The organism is Sphingomonas sp. (assembly GCF_031380695.1).
Lineage (GTDB): Bacteria > Pseudomonadota > Alphaproteobacteria > Sphingomonadales > Sphingomonadaceae > Sphingomicrobium.
On record NZ_JANMWY010000153.1, the window covers coordinates 1 to 3,314 of the forward strand.

The following is a 3,314-nucleotide window of genomic DNA, read 5'->3' on the forward strand; positions in this document are numbered from 1 at the left end:
GACGGGAAATTGCTGCGCGGGGCGGCAGGTGACCTGAAGGTCAAGGGGACGCTCCGGTTCCAGGGCGGGGATGAAGCGCAGGGGCCAGATCCATTGATCGCGTCGGTAGAAGGGGTCGGAACGACGCCGGCGTTTCGCGGACTGGCGTCGGCAGTGTTCGAAGACCTGGCGCTAGCGGAATTTGGCAATCGCATCCCGATGCTGACGTTCGAGCTGATCGCCGACGAGGCGGCGGTCGGGGTTGGGGCGATCCTGTCGGACGTGACGGCGGGAGGGGCGCAGAGCGGGACGACAGTCACGCTGGCCGGCTACGCGGCGCACGGCAGCGACCGGCGCGGTGCTGTGACGCCGCTGGTCGATATGCTGGACCTGCCGTTGCGTGAGCAGGGTGGGCGTCTGGACGACCGAGGCGCGATCGCGACGGCGGCGAGCGAGGTGGTGCTTGGGTGCAGCGCCGATGGGCATTCCGCAGCGCGGATCGAGCAGAACAGGTTGCCGCTGTCGTCGCTGCCCGAGGGCGTGGCGTTCACCTATTATGACCCGGCGCGCGACAATCAGGCCCGGTAGGCGAGCGCGGGCGAGCCGGGTGGCGCGCGTGTACGGACGATCGACTTTGCTGCGGCGATCGGGGCGGGAGACGCGCGGGCGCTGGCCGACGGGCGGCTAGCCAGCGAGCGGGCGGGGCGGGAGCGGGTGACGCTCCACCTGTCGCCGGCATTCCTGGCATTGCGGCCCGGCGATTTCATCGGGGGTGCCGGGCTGGTCGGTGACTGGCGGGTCGTACAGGTTGATGTGGCTGCGCTGGCAGTCACCGTGCAGATGGTGCGGGTGGCCGGGCGGGGAGCAGCGCTGCCGGCCGACCCAGGCCGCGCGGCCAACGCTGGAGACCGGATTCTGGCGCCGACGCAGATGATCTTGCTCGATTTGCCCGACAGTGAGGGCGCGGAATTGATGCTGGTCGGGGCGAGCAGCGGGGCGTGGAAGCCGGTGCCTGTCGCGGTTCAAGTCAATGGCGTCGAGCAGGCGCCGGCGACGATTGCGCGGGCGGCAGTGACCGGGAGCGCGCTGAGTACCCTGGCGGCGGGATCGGCGCTGTTGATCGACGAGGTAAATGCGATCGATGTGCAGCTGGTGGACAGCGCGGGCTGGCTGACAAGTTGCACTGACGATGCACTAGTGATGGGCATGAATTTGGCGGCAGTGGGCAATGAGTTGCTGCAATTTGCACGGGTGGAGCCGATCGCGGCGGGGCGCTTTCGGCTGTCGCGCCTGCTGCGGGGGCGGCGCGGGACGGAGTGGGCGATCACGGGCCACGGCAGTGGTGAGAAATTCGTTTTGCTGGACCAAGGCGTGATGGTGAGCATCGCTTTGCCCGGCGACATGATCGGCGCGACAGTGAGCGTGCTGGCGCAAGGGGTGGCGGATGGGGCGAGCGTGGCGGTGCAGCGAGTATCCGCGGGCGAAGGCGCGCGGCCGTTGGCACCCTGCCAATTGCGGATCATACCGAGCGCGGCGGGGATCGACATCGCCTGGGTCAGGCGCAGCCGCGTCATGCTGGGCTGGGGCGATGGCCTCGATCCGGCAGGCGGGGAGACATATCGCGTGCGCATATCGCGCGGCGGCGTCGAGCGGCAGTGGGTTACCACGGTGGCTTCGCTGAGCGTCTCGATAAGTGATCTTGCCGCGCTGGGAAGCGGGGCGGCGGTGGTCGCGGTCGCTCAACTCGGCGAGCGCGGCGCATCGCATGAAATCAGCCTGTCGATCATCATCTAGCGGAGAAGAAAATGGACACGACCGCGCGCTACGCCTTGCCACTGTTGGCGGCCGGGCAGGCCCAAAAGGAAGAGTATCACAACGAGGCGTTGCAGCGGGTCGACGCCTGTGTTGCGCCGAGTGTGGCGGGTGCGGCGTCGGCGACGCCGCCGGTGTCGCCGACGGTGGGCGACTGCTTCATCGTCGGCGCGGGGGCAACCGGGGCGTGGGCGGGGAAGGCGGGATCGCTGGCGCTCTATGGCGACGGTGGCTGGCGGTTTATTGCCGCGCGCGAAGGCCTGCGCGTGTGGGTATCGGGGTCGGGGGTGGATGCGCTGTATCGCAGCGGGATGTGGGAATATGGGGTCGTGCGCGGCAGCCAATTGTCGGTGGGCGGGACCAGGGTCGTCGGCGCGCAACAGGCGGCCATCGGCGATCCGACCGGCGGGAGCGTGGTCGACGCCCAGAGTCGCTCGGCGATCGTGGCGATCCTGGCAGCGCTGCGGGTCCACGGGTTGATTGCTCCCTGAGCGGCGGATCCATAGCGCGGCAGGGGATTGACCGGCGGAGTGGTCGGTGGAAAATCGCCCTGATGAACATGACGAGCAAAAATGTAGGTAAGCTGGCCGTCTGTCTGGCGATTCCTTTGATGGGGCTCGCGAGCCGGACGATCGCGGGCGGACCATTGGTCGACGTTGCGGTCGAGCAGAGCCCGTACATCGTCTTTTTCGATTGGGACGAGTCGATCATCAAGCCCGACGGAGCGGAGACGATCGACAAAGCGGCATTGGCCTTTGGCGAGCTCCGCGGGGGAGCGGTGCGGTTGATCGGCCATTCCGATAGATCGGGCGGTACGGCGGCGAATGCGCGCCTATCCCAGCGGCGCGTGGACGCGGTCCGGACTCTGCTGGCCGAAAAGGGCGTGCAGGATAGCGAGATAATCAGCCAGGCAGTTGGGGAAAGCAGCCCACTGGTCGCGGTCGCCGACGGTGTTCGCGAGGCGCAGAATCGGAGCGTCGAGATTCGACTGGAGCCCGCTACCGGCCAGCAATGAGTTCGCTGGCCGAGTGCGAAAATCAGGCTGTGGCGACCTCCCGTGTGCGTGAGCGGCGGCGCTCAGTCTTGATGACCGGCATTTCCGCGCGGGGTTTGTCGAGCAACGGCTTGAGGTAGAAGCCTGTGGCACTACGCGGTTCGGTGACGATCTGCTCGGGGGTGCCAGCGGCGACGATTTCCCCGCCCTTGATGCCACCGTCGGGACCGAGGTCGATAACCCAATCCGCCGTCTTGATGACGTCGAGGTTGTGTTCGATGACGACGACGGTGTTGCCCTGCTCGACCAGCGCGTGGAGGACTTCCAGCAGCTTACGCACGTCTTCGAAATGGAGGCCAGTGGTTGGCTCGTCGAGGATGTAGAGGGTCTGGCCGGTGGCGCGGCGGGAGAGTTCCTTCGCGAGTTTTACGCGCTGCGCCTCGCCGCCGCTGAGCGTGGTCGCCTGCTGGCCGACTTTGACATAGCCGAGGCCGACTTCCTGCAGCATCGCCATCTTGTCGCGGATGCC

General features: G+C 67.4%; 3 protein-coding genes and 2 pseudogenes. 4 read left to right on the forward strand and 1 reads right to left on the reverse strand.

The window, feature by feature from the left end; genetic code table 11:
- The 4 genes and pseudogenes from RMN84_RS05825 to RMN84_RS05840 all read left to right on the forward strand — a co-directional run.
- A pseudogene (locus tag RMN84_RS05825) lies at window positions 1-567 on the forward strand (hypothetical protein); the annotation flags it as partial.
- A 27-nt stretch (window positions 568-594) separates the two neighbouring features.
- Window positions 595-1,773 (forward strand): annotated as a pseudogene (locus RMN84_RS05830) (phage tail protein); the annotation flags it as partial.
- Window positions 1,774-1,784: 11 nt separating this feature from the next.
- Window positions 1,785-2,282, forward strand: coding sequence for a DUF2793 domain-containing protein (locus tag RMN84_RS05835; protein ID WP_309611254.1), 498 nt, complete (start codon window positions 1,785-1,787; stop codon window positions 2,280-2,282).
- Between the two features lie 119 nt (window positions 2,283-2,401).
- Window positions 2,402-2,806, forward strand: a complete 405-nt coding sequence (locus RMN84_RS05840) for an OmpA family protein (protein ID WP_309611256.1) — start codon at window positions 2,402-2,404, stop codon at window positions 2,804-2,806.
- A 22-nt stretch (window positions 2,807-2,828) separates the two neighbouring features.
- Here the strand turns inward: RMN84_RS05840 and RMN84_RS05845 are convergent.
- On the reverse strand, window positions 2,829-3,314 hold a 486-nt coding region (locus tag RMN84_RS05845; protein ID WP_309611255.1), incomplete at its 5' end, for an ATP-binding cassette domain-containing protein.

What these genes read in the sequence shown, in the direction of transcription:
- RMN84_RS05835 (WP_309611254.1), top strand. Translation starts at nt 1,785, where the DNA reads ATGGACACGACCGCGCGCTACGCCTTGCCACTGTTGGCGGCCGGGCAG.
- RMN84_RS05840 (WP_309611256.1), top strand. Translation starts at nt 2,402, where the DNA reads ATGGGGCTCGCGAGCCGGACGATCGCGGGCGGACCATTGGTCGACGTT.